The organism is Micromonospora sp. NPDC050695, from assembly GCF_040654415.1.
GTDB lineage: Bacteria > Actinomycetota > Actinomycetes > Mycobacteriales > Micromonosporaceae > Micromonospora.
Map to the genome: position 1 here is coordinate 15,750 of NZ_JBFAHZ010000054.1, position 20,566 is coordinate 36,315.

Consider the following 20,566-nt stretch of genomic DNA (forward strand, 5'->3'; position numbering starts at 1 on the left):
CGCCGCCTGCGACCTGACCAGGCCGCCACCACCGCCACTTCCTAAACACGCTCTAGTGGAACACCTGGTCGACGATCACCGCGACCGGTCCTTCGGGTCGGTGGCGCGGGAGGTCGCCTCGGAGGCGACGAGGGTCCATGGCCACTGGTAGGCGCCGATGGCGTAGCAGCGGTTGGCGTCCGGGGTGACCCGGTCGTCCTCGATCCAGCGACTGTCCAGGCCGTCGTCGTTCTCCCACTCGACGGCGACCTCGTCGCCGTCGAACCGCAGCCGGGGGTGCTCCCCGGGCATGTCACCGGGGTAGAGGGCGTCGAGGTGGGCGGCCATTCGCTGCACCGAGAACCGGGGGAAGCGGCACAGCAGCCCAGTGCGGGTGAGGGTGGTGTAGCCGGGGGCGACCATGGCGCGGTAGGTGCCGCCGCCGACCACGTCGCAGGTCACGGCTGCCGGGGTCCAGGTGGACAGCGGTGGGGTGATGTCGCCGCGGTGGCGGGAGATGCGGTAGCGGTCGTTGGTGTCGTCGCGGGCCGGGTCCGGGTGCAGTCCGAACCAGTGCAGCCCGTGGTGGCGGGCGTAGCGGAGCAGGTCGAGCAGGTCCCGCCGGCCGTCACGGTGGTCGGTGTGCAGGGGCAGGAATCCGTGTCCGTCGTCGGCGGGGATCGGGTTGCCGGTGGCGCCGGTGGCGGTGTGGGTCCAGGTTTCGGCGAGGGCCTGGTGGTGGGCGCCGTCGGCGTCGTACCAGCGGGGGACGCCGTTGGAGGACAACCAGTCACCGTCGGCGTCGTGGGACCAGATGAGCGCGGCCTGGTCCGGGACACCGGCCCGGTACTGCTGCCGGGTCCTCAGATACGCACGGGTGGCGGCGGCATGTTCGGCGAGGGGCAGGACCTCGTCGACGCGGAACCACAGTCGGTCGGACATGGCGAAGGAACCTTCTGATGGGGGAAGAGGGAAAGGTCGGCCGTTCGCTGGCCGGGCTTGCGGGGCACCCCAGCCCGGGGCGCCGGGCCCGTGCGCGGGCGGCAGCGTGCTCACACCCGCCGCGGCGACGTACGGCGTCGGACCCGGAAATCCGGATCGAGCGCGAGTGCCAGGTGGAGCTGAGGTTCGGGTGGCGGTGTCGGCGAGTACCCCGACAGGCGGTGACCTGCCATGGCGGTCTCGCCGCGCTGGTCGGGTTAGGGGTGTGCGTCGCAGGCCGGCGGGGCTCATGTGTGCGGCTGGTAGAGCTCGCTGTCTGCTGCCAGGGCCGGCGCGGCGCGGTTGGGAAGGGGGTGGAGCCGGCCGGGCCGCCGCCGATCCCCAGGGAAGAGGGAGATGGGTGGCGGTGCCCGACCGGTTCCGGATCCGGTGGTGCTACAGGGCGACGGCGAGCAGCCGCTGGTCGGTCGCGACGGTGTCGAGGTACCGCATCGCCTGCTCGAGGTAGGTCACCCGGTGGGTGAGGGCGTCGCTCGCGGGTGCGAGCTTGTGCCCGTCCGGCGTGAGCAGGGCGTCGCCGCACACGGCGGTGGTGGCGCTGTAGTGCTGGTAGGCCATCGGGCCTGCCTGGAACATCTCCAGCTCCCCCACGGCGAGGTGGGCGGCGCCGTAGCTGGCCGCGTTGTGCATCCGCATCGCGTTGACGCGGGCCTGGTTGTGGAAGTCCGCCTCGGCCCGCTCGCGCGGGTAGCGGGCGGGGTCCGCCAGGTGGCGGGCCAGCAGGGTCGGCCATGGGGTGGCCGGCCGGGTGCCGTGCACGACCTGCTGCCACAGTTGGTGGCGGATGCCGGCGCCGACGCCGGCGGCGTGGCGCATGGCGGCCAGGTCGAGCAGCTTGATCGGTCCGCCGGCGCAGTACACCGGACGTCCCTTCCGCGGTGCGACCAGGTCGCGCCGCTGCCACAGCCACATGTCCGGGATGGCCCAGAACCGGGGCTGCAGGGTGCCGGACACGCCGAAGTGCCGGTCGAGCTGGGTGGCGGTCAGGGCCTGCGACGGCAGTCCGTCGGGCAGGCAGACGATCATGGTGTTGATCGTCGCGGTCGGCGTGACCACCGGGCTGGTGGGCGCCGTGGTGCTGGCGGTGGTGGCCGCGGGGGCGGGCTTGCGGCCCGGGCGGGGCGTCACCGTCGGCACGCGGGTGCCGTAGCGGCTCAGCGGGGTCGCGGCACCGTTGGTTGCGGTCATCTGGGGTCCTCCTCCTGTTGGGGCGCGTTGTTGGGCGCGCGGAAGCGGCCGGCCCACCGGGTACATGGGTCGACTCACGGGACGAACAGGGATGGGTGCAGCAGAGGGCTGCTGGTGAAGCGGGTTGGTGCTGGTGGTGCGGTGCGACCTGGGGGTCGCCGCGCGGCGCGGGCGCCGACCGGCCGACAAGGGCGGGTGGGCGGAGCGCACCGTGAGGTGCGGCGGTGGTTCCCGAGGTGGGACCGGACCGGGTGGAGCGATATATGGGTGAAGGTGGTGCCGATGAAGGTAGCGGCCGGATCTGTCAGCGCCGGCCGCCGTCATGATCGCCAGAAGTGCGGTTGACCTGCACTGTCAGGCGACCGCTCGATTTCCGCGGGTGAGGAACGGTGAGGCTGTTAGATCCGGTCGGTCTCACAGCCGCCCACGACGGTGGACGGCCCCCCTCCGCGTGCGGTGAAGGTGAATGTCAGGGCTCCGGGTCGGCGGGGCCGCTGAGGTCGGTGTCGGGAAAGCGGTGCGGGTTGGTGGCCGGGTTGTCCGGGCCGTGGTCGGAGGGCAGTTCATGCAGCCAGCGGCGCAGGCCCGGATCGGTGGTGAGGGTCCAGGCAGGCCCGGCGGGGTGCTCGCCGTGGAGGCCGGTGGCCACGGGCATGGCGGTGGGCACCCCGGCGAGGGCGTCGAGGAGGTGCTGCTCGCGGCGGCGGCCGGGGACGCGCAGCAGCACCGGGTACCGCGGCCCGTAGACGGCGAGTTGCTCGTAGGCGCGCAGCTTGCGCAGCACGGTGCCGAGGGGTTCGGTGCCGTTGTCGTGTTCGAGGAAGAACCCGACGGTGCGCCCTCCGGCGTGCCAGATGCCGTGCCCGTCGGGCTGGACACCGGTGCCGCTGCCGGCGGCGTAGGAGGCGGCGGCGAAGGCGGCGGTGGTGTGCTGTTCGGACCACCACCGCGCCAGCTGGGCGTGTTCGTCGGTGCGGGCGTAGCCGAGCAGGTCGACGAACAGCTGGTTGGTACCGAGCAGGTGGGGCAGGCGGCGGCTGCCGATGATGCGTTCGGTGCGGTCGATGCTGGTGCGTGGGGCGCGGGCGTCGGCGTGGTTGGGGTCGTTGAACTGGGTGGGGTGGACCACCGTGCCGAGCGGGCCGAGGGTGTAGAGGTTTTGGCCGCTGCCGGTGGTGACGTCGACGAACCGGCTGACCGCCTCCATCTGGTGCAGCTGGGCGAGGCGGAGCCGGGCGGAGCGGCGCGACGGGAACAGCGCCGTGGTGATCTGGTCGGTGGACAGCACGTAGTGCTCGGCGAGCCACCGCAGCAGCTGATGATCACGGGCGGTAAGCCGACGAAGTCGGTCCAGACGAGCGAGACGAGACGACGAACGGGAACCCGACGAAGAGGCGGAGAAAGAGGCAGAAGCTGAGCGGGATACGGAGTTGTCGGTGGGCACGATGATGCTCCAGGCGGAAGAGGAGTTCCCTCCGAGGGAGGGTGTCTGAGTTCGGTGAGGTGGTCACCGGAGGCTGGACACGGCCGGTGAGCGGCACTGACAGACCCGGACGGCCGGATCTGTCAGTGCGGTGTGGTGATCGGTGGTGAAGGGCTGGTGAAGCCCTCACGGAAGGGGCGACCGGGATGCGGACGACCCCGATCGACCGATCTGTCGATCTCGCTTCAACCGCCCTGCGGCGTTCAGGCGTTCGCCTTCGGACCGCTCTTGCCCCGGGACCGGCGGTTGTCGTCGGGGCGGGCCGAGAACCGGTCGACGAGGTCGTCGATCGCGCTGGTGTCCTGCGCCGGCACAGCCTGCGCGGCGGCCTGCCGGATGGCTGTCGCCTCGCCCACGATCGGCTTCGGCGGCCGGGTCTTGAGGGTGAACGCCGATGTCTGCCGCCCGCCGACGACGAGGCGCCCGACGGCGGTGTAGGCGTCCAGGTGCGTCAGGTCGTGCTCGTCGAGCTCGGGCAGGGTGTGCCGGGCCAGCACGCGGGCGTCCTCGGGGGCGACGGAGAAGTACAGCTTGTTGCGGGCGTTCGCCGACGCCGCCGCGAGGAGGTCCTTCGGGAACTGTGCCAGGTCCTGGTGCGCGAGGACCATCGACAGCCGGTACTTCCGCGCCTCCGCCAACATCGAATCCAAGCTGTTGGCGAGGGTCAGGAAGTTCTGGCACTCATCGATGATCAACGTGGCGTCGCGGCGTTTGTCCGCCGGCACGGCCGCCCGGGCGGTCGCGGCCTGCCACACCTGCGCCAGAACCAGGGAGCCGAGCAGTTTGCTGGTGTCCTCGCCCAACTGCCCCTTCGGGATGCGTACCAGCAGCGCCCCGCCGTCGAGGACTTTGCCCATGTCGAAGCTGGACCGGGGGTAGCGCATGGTGCGCTTGACGAAGTCCCGCAGGAGGAACGCCCGCAGGCGGGCCAGGACCGGGCCGATGACCTGGGAGCGCAGGGCCGGGTTGAGGTCGTCGTACCACTGCCAGAACCCGGAAAGGCCGGCCGGATCGTCCAAGCCGACGGTCATCGCCGACCGGAACTGCGCCGAGTTGAGCAGGGGTGGGATGTGTTGGAGGGTGACGTTGGCGTGCCGCAGCAGGGTCAGGCAGGCCACCCGCATGACGTCGTCCATCCGCGGCCCCCACGCCTTCGCGAAGATGTTCCCGAAGATGCTGACGAGGTTGTCGACGACCAGGTCCGGGTCGCTGCCGGACAGCGGGTTGAGGGTGGGCGGGTTGGGCTGGTCGGGGTCGAACAGCACCACCCGCCCGGCGACGCTGGCGGGAAGCCGGTCGAGGATGTCCAGGACCATGTCGCCGTGCGGGTCGATGACCACGGTGCCCCGCCCGGCGGTGATGTCCTCGACGGCCATGTTGACCAGCAGGGTCGTCTTCCCGGAGCCCGTCGATCCGACCACATGCATGTGATACCTCGCATCGGCGACGGACAGGGCCACCGCGTGCCCACCGACTTCGGCGTCACCGAGGACCTTCATCCCTCGGCCGCCGGTCGGCACCGCCACCGGGGCCGGCATGGACTTCGCCCGCGCCCGATCCAACCCCGGAACGGCCAGATCCCGCGGCAGCGCCGCGAGGACGGACAGCTCGGGGGTGGAGGCCAGAAACCCGGATCCGAGCCGCCGTGTGGCCAGCACGGCCACCGGCTGCGCCATCCGCGCCCGATGGGCGAGCCGGTTACGGCCGGCGTACACGGCGAACGACGAGGCGACCACGTCCGCGACACCGCGCAGCCTGGCCTCCGGTCGGGACCCACCGCGGTGGTTGTTCTTGGCGATGACGTAGCGGATGCCGATCGTCCACAGCGGGTGGGCGGTCTTGTCGAGGATCGCCCGCACGTCCCGCTCCACACCGGGGTCCCGGCGGCCGGCCGGCTGGCCGCCGCTCCGGGTGCTGGCGGTACGGCCGGGAAGGAACGCCTCGATGAGCCACAGCAGCGGGGCGGCGGGATTGATGGCCGGTACGGCCGTCTTACCGTCGCGCAGCCGGCCGGCGGCGCGACGGGCGCGTGCGGCCCGGCGGGGGGTGGCGGGGCGGGCGAGGACCTGCACACAGGCGTACTCATCCGGTTTCAGCTGCGACCCGGCCGACATCAGCGCCCGCAGCGGGTCGTTGTCGTGGTCGGTTTCGAACGGCAACCACTCCGCGGCGGTCGGCAGCAGGTGCCCGCCGACGGCGGCCGGCACGTCCAGCGGGATCGGCGGTGGCGCCTGGTCGTCGGTGGTGCAGGCGGCACCGGGCCACGCGGCCCGCACGGCAGCCTCCACCGCCCCGTGCGGCACGCTGCCGGGCACCCAGATCGAGATGAGCAGCTGCCGGCCGGTCCAGGTGTACTGCCACACCACGTGCGGGCTGCCGTACCGCAGCCGGCGGCGGCGCGATGGGGTGAGGGTGCCGTGCAGGTTCGCCCACAGCGCGGCGGCGCTGTGCGGGTCGACCTCCGGCGGCGGGGCGACGGTGACGAGGCGGGCGCCGTCGGCGTGGCGGCGGTGCCGCCACCCGTCGACCAGGTTGCGCCCGGCAACATAGGCGACCAGCAGGGCGGCGGCGACGCCGAGTAGCCACGGCCGGCCGGCCGCCCAATCCGCGGCGTGCAGAACCCACCGCGCGGGCGCGCCCGGCGGAGAGATGAGACCGGCGCCCGGCCCCGACGGGCTGGGCGCCGGCATCGGCGACAGGGCACGCAGTGGTGTCACAGGTCCTCCTCCCCGTCGTCGGAGTCGAGGTCGGCGAGGTCAGACGGCTTCGTGGTCGCGAGAAGGTGTTCGGCCTGGGAGGAGATCGACTCGAACGCGGTCCGGTTCGTGCCGGATATCAGCAGGCCGTGGCCGACTCGGGCGGACAGCAGCATCCGGCGTTCCCCGCCGGTCAGCCCGAATGCGTCAGCGACCTGGTCGATGGCCTGCGGAGCCTGCTTCAGCAGCACCTGCGTGGCCGCGTTGGACACCACGGCGTGGCCGAGGTCGGTGCCGAGCACGTCGGCGACGTCCTGGGTGACGACCGACAGGCCCGCGTTGCGCTTCCGGCCGGCCTTGGACATCTTGAACAGGAACCGGGCGCCTTCACCGTCGCGCATCAGCAGCCATGCCTCGTCCACCACGACCAGCCGCCGCGCCTGCGGCGAGGAGGTGGAGCGGTACTGGCGGGGGAGGTCGACCTGCCGCCAGATCTCGTCCAGGGCGAGAAGGGTGCCGACGGTGCGCAGTTCGTCGGGCAGGTGGCGCAGGCTCCAGACGACGAGGTGCCCGTCCGGGCGGGTGGTGGTGGGTGAGTCGAACAGGTCGGAGAACGAGCCGGCCACCCACGGTGCCAGCCGGGCGGCCAACTCGTGGGCGGCAGTGTTGTCGTCGGCCCGCAGTGTCGCGGCCAGGTCCTTCAGCAGCGGCGCGGGACGGTGGTGGGTGGCGGGGTCGGCGGTGATGCCCGCCTGCTGGTAGACGGCGAGGATCGCCCGGTCCAGGGCGGCGCGCTCAGCGGGCGGCGGCAGCTGCCCCAACAACACGCTGATCAACGTGTGCAGGAACAGCCCGCGGCGGGTGAGCACGTCCGGACGGGTGTCCCCGGCCGGCAGATCCAGGGGGTTGATCTTCACGCCGGGTGCGCCGAGTCGCACGATGGTGCCGCCGACCGCGTCGGCAAGGCGGAGGTACTCGTCCTCGGGGTCGACGACGGCCACCTGCACTCCCTGGTACAGATTGCGGAGCACGTCGAGTTTGACGAAGTAGGACTTGCCGGCGCCGGAGCGGGCCAGGACCACGCTGTTGTGGTTCTCCTGCGCCCACCGGTCCCACCACACGATGCCCTGCGAGTCCGGATTCACCCCGTACAACACCCCACCGGTGGTGGCCGGGTCGCCGGGCAGCGGCGCGGGCAGGTCCGCCGACGCGAGAGGGAACGCGGCGGCCAATGCCTGGGTGTCCATGGTCCTGCGCATCTGCAGGCTGTCGGTGGCAAGCGGCAGGGTGGTGGTCCAGCCGGGCAGGTGCCGCCACGTCGCCGGCTGCACCTCGATCAGGGTGGACGCGGCGGCGGCCTTCACCTGCGCACACGCCTCGAGGAGCTCGGCCTCGGTGCGGGCGTGCACGGTCAGGTACAGGCCGACGCGAAACAGCTTCGCCGCCCCGCGAGCAAGGCGTTCCGCGAGGTCGGCGGCGTCGTCGGCGGCGGCCTCCACGTACGGGTCGGCCAGCTTGCCCTTCTGCTCGTCGGCCCGCCGGGACGACTCGAACCGGGCCCGCTGGTTGCGCAGACGGGACGCCGCGACCGGCGCGGGGATCGGGTCGATGTGCAGGGCCAGGTCGAGGCGGCCTGGCCAGGACAGCAGCGGCTCCAGCCACGCCGGCCCGACCTCGGCCGGGTAGCCGGTGACCACCAGGGTGGCGGCGTAGCCGTCCCCGACCCGCAGGAACCGCGGCGTGACCTCCACCGAGGCCGGAGCTACCGTCGCCGCGAGTCCTGCGGACGGCGGGCTGGTGCTGTCGTTGTTCGGGGTGCGTCGGCGCTTGACGGAGATCATGATGTCCTCCTGGTGTGTGGCCTCCTGGCCGGAGGCGCGGTGATGGTGGTGTCGGGTGCGGCGAGGCCCCCGGGACGGGGCGGCCGGTAGGGGTCCGCCGCGGCCGCGAGGGCGGCGGTGGTCGCATGGCCATCTAGGGCGCGGGTGGTGACGCCGAGCCCGGACAGGGACCGAACGGTCTGGTCGGCGCGGCGTCGGGCGGCGTGTTCGCCACGCTCACCGGAGTTGGTGCGGGTGACGATGAGGACCTGCCGGCGTAGCGGGTCCCGCCGTTCGGCGAGGTCGTCGAGGAAGCGTGCGTGGTCGGCTGCCGCGTCGGCGAGAGCTGGGTGCGGCATGGCGTCTGCGGCCTGGGCGAGGGTGCGGGCGGCGGAGTGCAGGTCGACCGGCTGCGCCGACACCACGATCTGCGTCGGCGTGGACAGGCTGTTGAGCCACCGGCCGAAGGTGTCGACCAGGGCGGCCTGCTCGTCGGCGGTGCGCAAGGCGAGGTTGACGCTGGTCGCCGCGACCATCGCCGCCTTCACACCGCCGAGGCTGATCTCCCCGTGGTCGTCGATGGCGTCGGCGGGCAGTTTCAGTGGCGCCGGCAGCATCACCTTCGACGCCGGGGCCTGCACCCAGTCGGGTGTTTTCGCGGTGGTGTCGGTGGTGGACAGAGCGCGTGGTGCGCGGGAGTGGCGGACCGCAGAGGCCAGCCACACGTCCATGGGCAGTCCGTCGCGGCGGCCGACAGCGAGGCCGAACACCAGGCCGCCGAGGACGACCGCGGCGCCGAGTAGCACCGGTGCGGGCACGATCGCGTGGAGGGCGCGCCAAGCGCCGTAGAAGATGACGGCGGCGACGGCGAGGATCGCGAGTTGCCGGAACGTCAGCCCGTAGAGCACCTTGTCCGGCGCGTCCACGTCGGCGGGCATGCGGGCGGTGACGGCCTGTTCGTCGCGGCGGTCGCGGCTCATCGTCGCACCGCCCCAAGGCCGGGGATGCGCAGCCCGCGGGTGAGCTGCTGCACTACGACGACCCGCACGACCGCGCCGAGCACGTTGCCGCCACGCCCGCCTGCGCCGCTGGTGGCGTAGCGGCGCATCAGCCCCGGCACCTTGAGCGTGGTCCACAGCAGGACCATCACGACGAACAGGTTGAGCACGCCACCCGGTTCGACCGGCAGGCCGAGCAGCGGCAGCATGGTGCTGGTGTCCAGCAGCATCCACTGTCCGGCGAACAGTACGAATGCCTGCACCACCGGGGTCGCCAGCATGGCGACGTACGACCGCCACCAGATGCGGGCCACGCCGTCGGTCTGCGGCAGGGCGTGGCACGCCAGGGCGATCGGCGCGACCGCGGTGAGCACCAGCGCGACCGCGAAGCGGACGATCACACTGCAGGCGGTGGCGGCGAGCAGGAACACGATGATCGCCAGGCAGACGACGAACAGCAGACCGGCGGTCTGGTCACGCGCGGCCATCAGGTGGGTCCTGACGGCGTTCAACGCCCCGTCGCCGTTGAAGTCCTGCGCGGTCAGTGCGGCGGTGAACGCGTTGGCGAACTCGATGAGCGTGCCGGCGACCAGTTGGGAGAAGTGGGCGGTGACGAACCCGACGACGCACCGCGGCAGGAGATCCTTGGCGGTGTAGCGGGCGCGTTCGTCGCCGCCGGCGACCATGGTCAGGACACCGGCGGCGACGAACACCAGGACGAACACGGTGTCGACGACCCAGATCGACCGTCCAGTGAGGGCCTGCACCTGCGGCAGGGCGGTGACGTCCGGGGTGATCAGCAGCGCGTGGGTGATCGCGGTGATGAGCCCGTTCAGACAGTCCAGCAGCAGGCCGGCGAACCAGTCGAGGATCTGGTTGAGCGCCCAGGCCATCGTCAGCCTCCGACAATTCCCTGGACGACCTCCAGCAGGATGGGCGCGAGCACGGCCAGGCCATAGCCGATCAGGGCGTTCTTCAACGCGCCCTTGGCCTTGTCGACCTGGGCCGGGTCGCCGCCGGCGGTGGCCCAGTACACCCCGGCCAGGACCAGGAACAGGGTGGCGACGGCGGCCAGGATGCCCATCACCCAGGTCTGCAGGTTGGCGATGACGGTGGGCAGGTCGTTGGCGGCCAGGACGACCGGGCCGCCCGGGTCGGCGTAGGCAGCGGCCGGCACGGCCAGCACCACCACGGCCGCCGCGGCGGGCGCGGCGATCCGGGCGGCATGGCGAAGCGCGCGGGTCGTCATCGGTGCGTGGGAGAGGGCGATGGTCAGGGCACGTGAACGTGCCAACAGCGGGCGGAACATGATGGCTGCACCTCCCGCCCCGGCTCGCGCCGGGGCGATTCGTCGAAACGGTGGGCGGAAAGCCGCCGCCGGGCTCGGGAAGACACGTCGGCCGGGAACCGTGGTGAACCTCGGGAGGAGCTCGTCCTCCCGTTCGGGTTGGCGATGATCGATGTGGTGTCAGCGCATCAACGTGGCGCGGCACCCGAGGTCGCCCGGTTCCGTGCCGACCCGGCCTTCCGGCCCGGCGGCGGGCGGAACCCGCCGGATGACGCCAAGGTGGCGTCGGAGGAGTTCCGCACCCTCAAACCGGCGTCTGTGAGCTGTGGCGAACACCTGCCGATCCCACAGCGCTCCGACACGACCTCGCAGACCTCTGACAGCCCTGGTCAGCGGCCTGTCCGACGATCGTGCCGCTGGCGGCGGACCTCGCCGTCGGCGTCGGCGCCGGAATCTCACAGCTGCCGAATTAACACCCCGTCGGCGCCGCTGTCAGATTCGTGGGAGATCCGTTAGGCCCGCTTGGCAGCAGCCACAGCGGGTCTCCCCGTACCGGGGTAGGGGGCGGTCGCAGCGGTGAGAAGTGGTGGTTCGCCGTACGCGCTGGCGGGCCCGACCAGATGGTCGGGCCCGCGTCCAGAGAGCCTGCGGGATGGTCGGCGGTCAGGCGGCTGCCAGCGTCACAGGATGCCGTGCGCTGCCGCCGCGGGCGGCCCGGATGTGCTGCCGTCGCTCGGCCGCCGCGCTGAGGTCTTTCCGCGCCCGGGGTGAGGTCGCCTCGGTGAGCATCCCGGCGGCGAGCGCGTCGGCGATGCGGACGTCGATGCGCTCGACGCGCCGCCGCAGCGTGTCGACCTCCAGGCCGAGGCGGGCGGCGATGGGTTCGATGGCCCGACGTCCTAGCCGCACGTCAATGTAGGGCTGCTCGTCGCACTCGTCGACGATGCCCAACTCGACGGCCCGGCGTACGAGGAGGTCCGGATGCCCGTAGGGACGCTTCGGGGTGCGCGAGCCGGTGACGTGTTCGAGGTTGTCCACCGGCACGGCCTCGGCGCCGTCACGCTGCCGCAGCTCGTGGCCGGCCCGCCACGCGGCCATGCACAGCGCCGCGTACGGCGCCGGCTTGGCCAGGTCGACCCGGTCACGTAGGGCGCCCAGGAAGCCGGTGAGGATCTCGGCGTCCAGGTCGTGAGCGTCACCGGCCCAGCCGGTGTGCAGCCGGCCGGCGTAGCGGCGCAGCGCCGGCATCGCCAGGGCGACCGCGGCGATGACCCAGGCGGGCCCGTCGAGACGGGCGCGGCGGACCAGCTCCCGCCACACGACGTCACGGGCCGTGTAGGCGCGGGGGTGCTCCAGCAGCCACTGCCGCAACGCCGGCAGGGCGATGACACCGCCGGGCAGACCGCTGTCGTCGCCGAGCTGATCGGCCAGCGGGTCGAGGTCCAGTGACAACGGGTCGGGGTCGCAGGTCAGGTCGGCGAACGCGGTGTCCACGGCGTCCAGCGGCGAGTCGGGCCAGTCCTTGGCGGACGCGGTCATGTCACGAACTCCCATGTCAGAGACGAATGTCGATGACGGCCGGAGGTGTACGGCCGGCGCGCCTGACCGCCATTGCGCCACCTCGGTCTCACTGGCCCCTGACAACGCAGGCCAGCAGGCATGAATCCTCGGCTCGACAGCACCAGCCGCCACCGGCCACCCGCTGACTGACGACCGACGCTGGCGCGCGTCACCGTTCTGACAAAGCCGCGTTGACCTGCGCGTTGACACGACAGGAGGCGAAGGGCACGGGACAAGGCCGCGAGGGACACGACACCGGCCGAGGGGTCTGACAACGGGGACCCAGCCGGTCTCACAGCGTCTAACAGCGCCCCGCGGGCGGCACGGTGTCAGATCGCGACAGGCTGACACTGCAGCCGAATGTCATCGTCAACCCTGCGCGCCGCGGTGGCGCGCCGTCTGACGGCGTTCGTCCGGCGTGGGGAAGGTCTGACACGGCCGCCGCCTCCGATGACAATCCAGCACCGGTGTCCTCCGTGACGCCGCCGCCGTCAGGACAGACGCCGCCGCCGTCCGGGACATCGGACGGCGATCTGACAAGACCGGCCAGCGCCCCTGTGTCATCGATGCAAGTCGCTGTCATGGTCGAGGTGGTCGTGACCGTGCGTGTCTGACAGCCGGGGGTGGCCGATCGCTCTGACGATCTCACGACGCCGACCCGGCCCGGTCGAGCCGGCGACAGCCGGATCATCCCGCGTTCCCGAGGCCAGCCGAGCGGACAGGAAGCGGCTGTCAGACATTCGTGAGAGTCCCGTGAGATAGGCAGGTGTTCGCTACAGCTGACAAACACCGGTTTGAGGGTGTCAGCGCACCACGGCGCGGCGCGGAGCCGACACCACATGAGCGAGCACACGCCGCAGCACCACAACCCGCAGCACGATCCCACCGTCGACACCGGCCCCCTGGCCGGGGTCGACCCGACACCGACCGACCTGGTCGCCGGCGACCCGCCGGTACCGCTCACCGTCTGGCGCACCGCCCGCACCCCGGGCGACGCCGGACGCAGCATCGGCACCCGGCTGGCCGACCGCCTCATCGCCGCCTACAGCCGCCCCGGCGAGGCGGTCGTCGACCTCACCACCGACCACGCCCTCACCTCCACCTGTGCGGCCGGGGCCCGCCGGCACCACCCAGCGTGGTTCACCGACGCGTCCAGCCTGATCATCGGCCCGGCCACTCCCGTCCCGCTCGCCAGCGGGATCACCGGCGACGCGGACGAGGAGGAGGACCTGCCGGAGATGGGCGCCTGGTTCGGGGACGACCTCACCGACCCGGACCTGCACCCACCGGCCGACACGGGCGCCGGCCTGCCGTCCGGCGGCTCCCTGCAGCAGGCAACCAGTCTCGTGGTCGCCTGCTGGCCCCTCGACCCCAACGCCGCTACCAACCGGGTCCGGTTGGCGTGGCTGCTGGCCGCCTGCGCCCAGCTGCTGCAGCCGGGCGGCTGCCTGATCCTCGTCGTCACCGTCCCGGCCGGCACCACCGCCGCCCCGGAGGACTTCTCCGGCGTGGTCCAAGCCGCCGCTGGCCTCGGACTGGGCTACCTGCAGCACCTTGTCGCGGTCACCGCCGACACCGACGGGGACGCGTTCGTCTACCACGTCACCGACGAGGAACTGCTCACCCTCACCACCGCCGTGAGCGACCGGTGGCGGGTGGCGCACCTGCGGGTCCACGCGGACCTGATGGTGTTCAGCCAGACACAGCGCCCGGCCCCCCGCCGGAACGGACGCGAGGGCGGTGGTCGCCGTGGCTAGGCACCGCGCACACACCCCCGAACCGTCCCACGAGCAGACTACGACCACTGCCGCCACGAGCCCCGACCCGATCGGACGCCACCGGGCTACTCCCGGCCCGGAGGGCCTGTCGGTGTGGGCGACCGCGCAGTCCACCGGCCCCGTCCAGCGCCGCGGCCGGTACGTACGCGAGTCCGTGCAGCACCCGGCGCGGATGCTCCCCGCGATCGCCGCGCACGCCGTCACCGCCTACACCAAGCCCGGGGACCTGGTGCTGGACCCCATGTGCGGGATCGGCACCACCCTGGTCGAGGCGATCCACGCCGGCCGCGACGCGATCGGGGTGGAGTACGAGTCACGCTGGTCCGACATCGCCGACGCCAACATCAAGCACGCCCACACCCAGGGCGCGACCGGCCGCGCCGGCGTTATCCGCGGCGACGCCACCCGCATCCTGTCGTTGGTGCCGGCGGCCCTGACCGGGCAGGTCGCCCTCGTGGTGACCTCGCCGCCGTACGGGCCGACCGTGCACGGCCTCGTCCGGCCCGGCGCCGACGGCGTGGCCAAGTTCGACAACGCCTACAACGACGGCACCGACCGCGGGAACCTCGCCTACCGCGACCTCACCGGACTCGCCGACGGGTTCGCCCAGATCCTCGCCGGCTGCCACACCCTCCTGCGCCCCGGTGGCGTCGTCGTCGTGACCGCCCGACCGTGGCGCAAGCACGGCGAACTGGTCGACCTGCCGTCGGCTGTCATCGGCGCCGGCGTCCGCGCCGGCCTCACCCCTGTGGATCGGTGCGTGGCGCTGCTCGCCGCGGTCCGCGACGGCGGTCTCGTGGCCCGCCCGTCGTTCTTCCAACTCCAGGCCGTCCGCAAGGCGCGGGCCGCTGGCACCCCGATGCACCTAATCGCACACGAGGACGTCCTCGTGTTTGTCAAGAGACTACCGCCGCAGGACGGAACCGAGGTGGTCGCATGAGCACACCCACCCACCGCTACCTGTCCCTGGGCGCCGGCGTGCAAAGCTCCACGCTCCTGCTGCTCGCCGCCCACGGCACGATCCCCGGGTTCGACGCGGCGATCTTCGCCGACACCTCCTGGGAGCCGGCGGCTGTCTACCGGCATCTGGACCGCCTGACCGGCCTCGCGCGGCAGGCCGGCATCGAGGTCGTGCGCGTCAGCACCGGTGACATCCGGACTGACGCACTCGACCCAGGCCACAGGTTCGCCTCCATGCCCCTGTTCACCCTGGGACCCAACGGCGAGCGCGGCATGGCCCGCCGACAATGCACCGGCGAATACAAGATCAAACCGATCAAGGCGGAGGTGCGGCGCCGGCTGGGCTACCCGCACCCGAGGCGAGTGCCGGCCGGGGTGTGGGCGGAGGTCGCGATCGGGATCAGCCTCGACGAGATCGGCCGGGCCCGCGACTCCGACGTTGCCTACATGCGCAACGTGCATCCACTGCTCGACCTGAGCTGGCGGCGAAACGACTGCCTGCGCTTCCTGGCCCAACACGGCCTCGCCGACACCCCGAAGTCGTCGTGCGTGGGATGCCCGTTCCACGACGACGGCTTCTGGCTCGCCCTGCGCGAACACAGCCCCCAGGAATGGGCCGACGCGGTCGCCTTCGACCACGCCATCCGCGACGGCTCCGCGCGGGCCAACGCCGACGGGCACCCGCTGCGCGGCCAGTTCTTCCTGCACCGCCAGCGGGTGCCACTCGACAAGGTGGTCCTGCGCCCGCGCCCACAACCGGCGAATGCCCCCGGTTGTGGGCCGTGGACCTGCCCCCACGACGAGCCGACGACAGCCGGTGCCGGGCGCGGGGAGGTGGCGTGAGCATTGCCCACATCACCGCGCCCCGCATCGGATCGGTCTGCACCGGCTACGGCGGGCTCGACATGGCCGTCGAGCTGGTGCTCGGCGGCCGGCTCGCCTGGTACGCCGAGACCGACCGGCACGCCGCTGCCGTCCTGGCCCGCCACTGGCCGCACGTCGCCAACCTCGGCGACATCCGCACCGTCGACTGGACCCGCGTCCAGCCGGTCGACGTGCTCACTGCCGGATTTCCTTGTCAGGACATCAGCAACGCCGGAAAACGCGCCGGCATCACCGGTGAGCACTCCAGCGTCTGGAATCACGTCGCCGCAGCCGTTCGCGTCCTTCGACCACGGCTGCTCTTCGTGGAGAACGTCGCCGCCCTCCTGCGGCGAGGACTCGACGTCGTCCACGCCGACCTGGCCGCGATCGGGTACGACACGAGCTGGCTATGCCTACGCGCATCCGACGTCGGCGCGGCCCACCGCAGGGACCGGCTGTTCCTGCTGGCCACTCCCGCCGAACCAGCGGGAAGGGGTGCGGACGTTGCCGACGCCGTGCGCCCGTGACGGCAAGGGCCCCGGCCACCCGTACGGGCTGCCGGACCTGGTAGAGCCGGCCGGCACCCGCCACGGCCTGCTGCCGGCACCGACCGCGGTGGCCCACGGGTCGAACATGTCCCCCTCGGCGGGGGCCGCCTGCCAGCCCTTACTGGCCGGCATCGCGTCGTGGTCGCTGCCGACACCGACGGTGCCCGACAGCCGGTCCTCGGGAAACGCCACCGCCGGACGCACCACGCCCACCGGGCACACGGAACGGACGCCCACCGACGCGGCGCGGCTGCTGCCGACTCCCCGAGCCAGCGACACCGGCACCCCAGGCCGGCGGGCCGGCGCCGGATGGCGACCACCGCTGTCGCAGGTCCTGCTACCCACCTTCCAGGGCAACCGATGGCGCCAAGGGCTGCCCCGGGCAACGCGGGTCGCACGGCGACCTCACCCTCCCGTCGGCAGCCGTACAAGTTCCGGTCCGGACGCTGCCCACCCCTCGCGCCTGCGACGCACACGGGTCGGGCAAGCACGGTGACGGTGGCGCGGACCTACGCACCACCGTCACCGTGGCCGGGCTGGGCCAACCCGACACCGACCGGTGGGGCCTGTACGCCACGGCGGTGGCCCAATGGCAGCTGGTGCTCGGCCGGCCCGTGCCGTGCCGGAGCCGACCCAACCGGGGCGGCACGGCAAACCGGTCCTGGCGCCGCTATTCGTGGAATGGCTCATGGGCCTCGACGAGCACTGGGTCACCGACCCAACTCTCGGGCTGCCGCGCACCGCCGCACTACGAGTTCGCGGCAACGGCGTGGTCCCTCAACAGGCTGCCGCAGCGTTGCGGCTCCTGCTGTGCCCCCGTCGGTGGGAGGTGCCCGCGTGATCAGCGGTCGCCGCAGGTGGAACACACTACGACGGGTTCTGCGTCTGGCCTGCCTGCTCGGTGCTGTTGGCAGATGGTGCGCCCAGCCAGGCCTGGACCGTCGCGATCTCATCGTCGGAGAACGTGATCTCCGCCGCGTCGGCGCGGCCGAGGACGTTGCCGACAAACGCTACTGCGATCTCGTCGGCTGTCGGTGCGGGTTGGCGGTGCAAAGGGCAACCTCCGAACGACGTGCCCCGCACGACGAACCCGACGGCGTTGCGGCTGACCGGCAGCCCCTCTTCGCGAAGATGGTCACGGGCCCAGCTGGTGCACTGGGTCCAATTGAACCGCTGAGACTGGGCGTACTGCGCGAGTGTCCGGTAGATCGCCGGCCACCAGGGTTGCGGCATGCGCGGCAGATCGAGCTGGCCGCTCAGACGCTCGACGGGATCCGGCAAGGCGACGCGCGGCGCCGTCGTGGTGACGGCTCTCGGAGCCTGGTGGCGGCTGGTATCCCAGAGCAGGTGCTGCGACATCCGCAGGTTCGGTAACGACAGGCTCGCCACGGCGCGGGCGAAACTGCCGAAACCGAACCAATTGCTGTCGCTGACCGACGGACCGAGTTGTGCCCGCAGGCGGGAAGCGAGCCAGGCCATGTTCAACGGCTCGTTCGCCGCGGTGTACTCCTGGGTCACGATCGACCGAAAGACGTCGTACGCCTCGCCCTCGACAGGGGCAGGAGTGTCACCGGCGTCGGTGATTTCGCGGTCGTCGAGCCCCTCCCGCACCTCGCTGTCGGGCTCGTCGTCGAGGTCGACCGGCTCGCCCTGCACCAATGCGAGCAGGTGCTGGCTGTCGAGAACCTGATCCGCGATCGCGGTGAAGGCCTCCGCCGCTTCGGCCGGTGACACGATCATCGTGCGCCGGTCGGAGCGGCGCAGGCGTTGCAGCAGCGGCGTCATGTCGGAGTCGCCGGAGGCGATGACGAACTCGTCGTACCGGGTGTCGGCGGACAGCGCGTCGACGGCGTCGACGACGATCCTGATGTCGGCCGCGTTCTTTGTGCTGCTGTAGCGGGGACAGTCGATCACGTCGAAGCCGGCGCGCACGAACGAGGGCCGGAACTTCGAAAAGTACAACCGCGTCTGCTCCCCGCCCGAATCCGTGCGGTACACCCAGCCAGCGGGGTTGAGGTAGCAGCGCAGGACCAGCCAGCGCCGTGCGTCAGCCGTCGTGGCCGTCGTCGCCAGCCGGCGCAGCCATGATCCCGGATCCTCGGCGAACTGAACGGCCATGTCCGGATCCAACTTGTACAGGCCGCTGAACACGTTGTCGAAGTCGAGGTAGAGCGCCGCCCGAACGTGAGTCACGAGCGCAACCTACCAACCCTGAGTAAGTACGTCATCACGCGCGTGCCGCCCCAAGTGACAGCACGCGCGATGGCGGAGTGAGGGTCCGCAATAAGCCAGGTCCACACCTATCCAACCTGATCCCACTTTCCTCTTCACGTTCCGACGAATCGGAGTAATTACCGTGACCAGCCACCACATCGATACGCAAAAAGCAACCGACAACCCCGACGGCGTTGGCGGGCTGTGGACCGAGGAGCGCATCCGGGCACTCGGCGCGATCACCGACCTACCCACCGCTGGGCGTGTCTTCGGCCTGGGCCGAGCCCTGTCCTACGACCTCGCCCGCACCGGCGACTTCCCGGTGCCAGTCCTGCGCGTCGGCGCCCGCTACAAGGTGCCCGTCGCCGGCATCCTCACCGCCCTGGGCCTGCCCCCGTCGCCCGGCGACTTGACCCCAGGCGGCATGCGAAGCGTCGATCACCAACGGGAAATCAGCAGCATCGACCCGCCGCACACCGGCGACGACAGGAAGGCCGAACCGTGACCCGCGCCCGTAACCCCGAAGGTGCCCTGACCAAGCGCTGCACCTGCACCGACCCGGACACCGGCAAACGGCTCGGCAGCCGGTGCCCGAAGCTACGCCGCCCCGGCGGCGGCTGGCACCCCACCCACGGCGCGTGGGGGTACCAACTTGAACTGCCCGTTCGGCCCACGCAGCCCCGCCGGCAACTGCGCCGCTCCAGCTTCGACAGCCGCGACACCGCCACCGCCGAACTGCGCCACGCCCGCGCGCTGCTCGACCTCGCCGGCGGCGAGACCGACCTCGCCGTCGAGGTCGCAGACCTGCTGCACGCCTGCCGGCCCGGCACACCGCTGCCCGACCGCGACACCGTCGCCGCCCGCATCCGCGCCGGCGTACCCGCCTCCGTTCCCACCACCACCGGCGAATACCTGACCGCCTGGCTGCAAGGACGGCGCGGGTTGGCGGAAAAGACCGTGCGCGGCTACTCCGACCACATCCGCCTGTACCTCGTCCCCCACCTCGGCAAGATCCCCATCCAGAGCTTGCGCACCGGCCACATCGAGGCGATGTTCACCGCGATCGGCCACCAACAGGACGCCATCCGCGCCGCCCGCGCCAGCACCGACCCCGCCGTCCGCGCCACAGTCAAAGGCGTACGGCCCATGGAGGCGTCCAGCACCCAACGGCTCTACGCCACCCTGCGCAAAGCCCTCAACGACGCCGTCGTCCGCGCCAAGCTGATCCCCACCAACCCCGCCCTCGGCATCGAACTACCCACCGCGAAGCGACCCAAAGCGCGCGTGTGGACCGCCAAGGCCGCCGAGCACTGGCGGACGACCGGGAAGCGCCCCAGCCCCGTGATGGTCTGGATACCCGCCCAAGCCGGGCGGTTCCTCGACTACACCGAACGCCACGACATCGTCCTCTACGCGATGTTCCTGCTCGTCCTGCACCGCGGCCTACGCCGCGGCGAGGCGTGCGGCCTACGCGACCACGACATCGACCTCGACGCCGGCTACCTCACCGTCGTCCAACAGATCACCACCGTCGGCTACACACCCATCACCCGTCCCGTCAAAAGCGACGCCGGTGACCGGGTTATCCCCCTCGGCCCGAAAACCATCACCGCCCTGCGCGCCTACCTCGACATGCGTCGCCGCTGGCAAACCGTCAACGGCACCGACTGGCCCGATACCGGCCTGTTCTTCGTCCGCCCCGACGGCCAACCGTGGCACCCGCAAACCATCAGCGACCGCTTCGACCACCTGGTCGCCAAGTCCGGACTGCCGCCCGTACGGCTGCACGACCTACGCCACTGCGCCGCCACCTACCTGCGCCACGGCGGCGCCGACATGAAAGAAGTCCAGGAAACCCTCGGCCACTCCACCATCGGCCTCACCTCCGACACCTACACCACCGTCATCCTCGAACTCGAACGCGGTAGCGCCGACGCCGCCGCCGACCTCATCCCCCGCGACGAAGCCGCATAGCCACAAAGCGGCAGAGCGCGGGTCCGTGGGCCGCAGACTCCGACGCCCACGGACCCGCGCCACCTCCACAACCGCCAGCCGACGGCGATAGGGCAACATCTGCCTCCGCCCGCTCCCGCGGGGACTGTCAACTTAACGGTGTAACTGGATCTTGATGGGTTACTTGCGGCCTGCGGACAGGCGGCCTTCGAAGGTGATCTCGAAGGCGTTCAGG

At 71.7% G+C, this 20,566-nt stretch carries 17 protein-coding genes; 7 read left to right on the forward strand and 10 right to left on the reverse strand.

Annotation, left to right across the window (positions count from 1 at the left end; genetic code table 11):
- Positions 1–75: 75 nt before the first annotated feature.
- The 9 genes from AB0H52_RS26955 to AB0H52_RS26995 all read right to left on the reverse strand — a co-directional run bounded on the left by AB0H52_RS26955 (position 76) and on the right by AB0H52_RS26995 (position 11,993).
- Entirely contained in the window at positions 76–921 is an 846-nt protein-coding gene (locus tag AB0H52_RS26955) for a hypothetical protein (RefSeq protein WP_357950917.1), read from the reverse strand.
- A gap of 435 nt (positions 922–1,356) precedes the next feature.
- A complete protein-coding gene (locus AB0H52_RS26960) occupies positions 1,357–2,169 on the reverse strand; it encodes a hypothetical protein (protein WP_357950920.1) in 813 nt (270 codons plus the stop codon).
- Between the two features lie 469 nt (positions 2,170–2,638).
- On the reverse strand, positions 2,639–3,523 hold the full coding sequence (locus AB0H52_RS26965; RefSeq protein WP_357950959.1) for a replication-relaxation family protein: 885 nt from the start codon (positions 3,521–3,523) through the stop codon (positions 2,639–2,641).
- A 332-nt stretch (positions 3,524–3,855) separates the two neighbouring features.
- Complete coding sequence (locus tag AB0H52_RS26970) at positions 3,856–6,369, reverse strand: DUF87 domain-containing protein (protein WP_357950923.1); 2,514 nt, start codon at positions 6,367–6,369, stop codon at positions 3,856–3,858.
- Positions 6,366–8,189 (reverse strand): ATP-binding protein, encoded by a 1,824-nt coding sequence (locus tag AB0H52_RS26975; RefSeq protein WP_357950926.1) that lies wholly within the window; start codon positions 8,187–8,189, stop codon positions 6,366–6,368. The genes AB0H52_RS26970 and AB0H52_RS26975 overlap by 4 nt, the downstream gene beginning before the upstream one ends.
- Positions 8,186–9,148 (reverse strand): PrgI family protein, encoded by a 963-nt coding sequence (locus AB0H52_RS26980; RefSeq protein ID WP_357950929.1) that lies wholly within the window; start codon positions 9,146–9,148, stop codon positions 8,186–8,188. The genes AB0H52_RS26975 and AB0H52_RS26980 overlap by 4 nt, the downstream gene beginning before the upstream one ends.
- Positions 9,145–10,059 carry a conjugal transfer protein TrbL family protein gene (locus tag AB0H52_RS26985; RefSeq protein ID WP_357950932.1) on the reverse strand — a complete coding sequence of 305 codons (915 nt, stop codon included), beginning with the start codon at positions 10,057–10,059 and terminating at the stop codon, positions 9,145–9,147. Before AB0H52_RS26985 ends, AB0H52_RS26980 begins: the two co-directional genes overlap by 4 nt.
- Positions 10,060–10,061: 2 nt before the next feature.
- Positions 10,062–10,415: a pilin gene (locus tag AB0H52_RS26990; protein ID WP_357950961.1), complete on the reverse strand. Its 354-nt coding sequence runs from the start codon at positions 10,413–10,415 to the stop codon at positions 10,062–10,064.
- Between the two features lie 702 nt (positions 10,416–11,117).
- The gene (locus AB0H52_RS26995) at positions 11,118–11,993 is read right to left on the reverse strand and encodes a hypothetical protein (RefSeq protein WP_357950935.1); all 876 of its coding nucleotides are present in this window, start codon (positions 11,991–11,993) and stop codon (positions 11,118–11,120) included.
- Positions 11,994–12,853: 860 nt separating this feature from the next.
- Between AB0H52_RS26995 and AB0H52_RS27000 the strand changes: the two genes are divergently transcribed.
- The 5 genes from AB0H52_RS27000 to AB0H52_RS27020 all read left to right on the forward strand — a co-directional run bounded on the left by AB0H52_RS27000 (position 12,854) and on the right by AB0H52_RS27020 (position 17,005).
- Complete coding sequence (locus AB0H52_RS27000; protein WP_357950938.1) at positions 12,854–13,771, forward strand: hypothetical protein; 918 nt, start codon at positions 12,854–12,856, stop codon at positions 13,769–13,771.
- Between the two features lie 70 nt (positions 13,772–13,841).
- On the forward strand, positions 13,842–14,732 hold the full coding sequence (locus AB0H52_RS27005) for a DNA methyltransferase (RefSeq protein WP_357950964.1): 891 nt from the start codon (positions 13,842–13,844) through the stop codon (positions 14,730–14,732).
- Positions 14,729–15,595 carry a hypothetical protein gene (locus tag AB0H52_RS27010; RefSeq protein ID WP_357950941.1) on the forward strand — a complete coding sequence of 289 codons (867 nt, stop codon included), beginning with the start codon at positions 14,729–14,731 and terminating at the stop codon, positions 15,593–15,595. Before AB0H52_RS27005 ends, AB0H52_RS27010 begins: the two co-directional genes overlap by 4 nt.
- Complete coding sequence (locus AB0H52_RS27015) at positions 15,592–16,143, forward strand: DNA cytosine methyltransferase (RefSeq protein WP_357950944.1); 552 nt, start codon at positions 15,592–15,594, stop codon at positions 16,141–16,143. Before AB0H52_RS27010 ends, AB0H52_RS27015 begins: the two co-directional genes overlap by 4 nt.
- A 610-nt stretch (positions 16,144–16,753) precedes the next feature.
- Positions 16,754–17,005, forward strand: a complete 252-nt coding sequence (locus AB0H52_RS27020) for a hypothetical protein (RefSeq protein ID WP_357950947.1) — start codon at positions 16,754–16,756, stop codon at positions 17,003–17,005.
- A 26-nt stretch (positions 17,006–17,031) separates the two neighbouring features.
- Here the strand turns inward: AB0H52_RS27020 and AB0H52_RS27025 are convergent, their stop codons facing one another.
- Positions 17,032–18,357, reverse strand: a complete 1,326-nt coding sequence (locus tag AB0H52_RS27025) for an NYN domain-containing protein (RefSeq protein WP_357950950.1) — start codon at positions 18,355–18,357, stop codon at positions 17,032–17,034.
- 163 nt (positions 18,358–18,520) lie between these two features.
- On the opposite strand from AB0H52_RS27025, the gene AB0H52_RS27030 reads away from it, so the two are divergent.
- Both AB0H52_RS27030 and AB0H52_RS27035 read left to right on the forward strand, forming a co-directional pair.
- Complete coding sequence (locus AB0H52_RS27030; protein WP_357950953.1) at positions 18,521–18,883, forward strand: hypothetical protein; 363 nt, start codon at positions 18,521–18,523, stop codon at positions 18,881–18,883.
- Positions 18,880–20,352, forward strand: coding sequence for a tyrosine-type recombinase/integrase (locus AB0H52_RS27035; protein WP_357950956.1), 1,473 nt, complete (start codon positions 18,880–18,882; stop codon positions 20,350–20,352). Before AB0H52_RS27030 ends, AB0H52_RS27035 begins: the two co-directional genes overlap by 4 nt.
- The last annotated feature ends 214 nt before the right edge of the window (positions 20,353–20,566 follow it).